At 35.0% G+C, this 1,519-nt stretch carries 2 protein-coding genes; one reads left to right on the forward strand and one right to left on the reverse strand.

From position 1 onward, the window contains the following. Position 1 precedes the first annotated feature (1 nt). Positions 2 to 787, forward strand: coding sequence for an ABC transporter ATP-binding protein (locus tag ACT8VG_RS11165; RefSeq protein WP_444195930.1), 786 nt, complete (start codon positions 2 to 4; stop codon positions 785 to 787). A gap of 84 nt (positions 788 to 871) precedes the next feature. Here ACT8VG_RS11165 and greA read toward each other — a convergent pair whose 3' ends face one another. Further along, positions 872 to 1,351, reverse strand: a complete 480-nt coding sequence (greA, locus tag ACT8VG_RS11170; RefSeq protein ID WP_187012165.1) for a transcription elongation factor GreA — start codon at positions 1,349 to 1,351, stop codon at positions 872 to 874. Positions 1,352 to 1,519: the final 168 nt, after the last annotated feature.

Here is a 1,519-nt window from a genome sequence, read left to right on the forward strand (position 1 = left end):
GATTGAACATGTATCAAAAACATTTAACCTTGGCACTATTAATGAGAAGAAAGCCTTGATTGATATTAATCTTCAATTAGATGATGGAGATTTCGTTACTGTTATTGGTGGTAACGGTGCTGGTAAATCCACTTTAATGAATATGATTGCAGGGGTTTATCCTATTGATTGTGGTCATATTAAACTAGATGATAAAGATATTTCTTTATATCCAGAATATAAACGTGCAGGTCTTATAGGTCGTGTATTCCAGGATCCGATGATGGGTACTGCAGCTGATATGCAGATTGATGAAAACCTTGCTATGGCTAAAAGACGTGGTCAGAAACGTACTTTAAAGTGGGGTATCAAGAAAGAAGAAAAGAAGTTGTATTATGACCTCTTAAAGACCTTAAATTTAGGCCTAGAAAATAGAATGACAAGCAAGGTAGGTTTATTATCAGGTGGACAAAGACAGGCCTTAACATTATTAATGGCGACTGTCACAAAGCCTAAGATTCTCTTACTTGATGAACATACAGCAGCTCTTGATCCGGCAACAAGCGCTAAGGTATTACTTTTGACTAATAAGATTGTTACTGAACAAAAGCTAACAGCAATGATGGTGACTCATGATATGCAGCAGGCTATTGATGTAGGCAATAGACTCATTATGATGTATAATGGTCAAATCATCTATGATGTGAAAGGTGAAGAGAAAAAGAAATTAACTGTTCCTTTCCTACTTAAGAAGTTTGAAGAAGCAAGTGGCAGTGAATTTGTGAATGACAGAATGTTGTTGAAATAATGAAAACATTCCAACTATATCGAGTTGGAATGTTTTTTTATGTGCTAAAAAAGAACACCTCTTAAGAAGTGTCCTTTCATACCATTAATATTTAATATCTACAATTTCAACATCATAAGGTTTTGCAACACCGACTGTTACAACATCACCAATCTTATGAGTCATTAATGCTTTCGCAAGTGGAGATTCATTAGAAATCTTACCATGTAATGGATCAGTTTCTGTAGAACCTAAGATTGTAAATGTATCAGGTTCGGGATTTTCTTCAGATAAATCAAGAACTGTTACAGTAGCACCTAAGTTAACTACATGAGTATCTACCTTAACATCAGAACCAATGATAACTGCATTCTGCATCATTACTTCTATTTCTTTGATTCTTTCTTCAATACGAGCCTGTTTATCTCTTGCTGCATCGTAGTCAGCGTTTTCTGATAAGTCACCCTGGCTTCTTGCAAGCTTAATTTCTTCAATGACAGCGGGTCTTTCAACGTTAATAAGGTTTTCTCTTTCAGCTTTTAGCTTTTCAAAACCTTCTCTACTAATTTGTACTTTTTTATCCATTTCTTTCACCTCGTATACGTAAATCTGACTACTCCCACGGGTGAGCCCGTGGGGTTCTTACTGTCAAATTTAGCTTATAATCGTACATCATATTCAGACTTTGAAATACAAGTTTAAATCCATTTAAGTAAGAAATTTTATTAACAGGCAGTCAAAAGACCACATTAA

The organism is Catenibacterium sp., from assembly GCF_052354645.1.
Taxonomy (GTDB): Bacteria; Bacillota_I; Bacilli_A; order Erysipelotrichales; family Coprobacillaceae; genus Catenibacterium; species Catenibacterium mitsuoka_A.

What these genes read in the sequence shown, in the direction of transcription:
- greA (WP_187012165.1), bottom strand. Translation starts at nt 1,351, where the DNA reads ATGGATAAAAAAGTACAAATTAGTAGAGAAGGTTTTGAAAAGCTAAAA.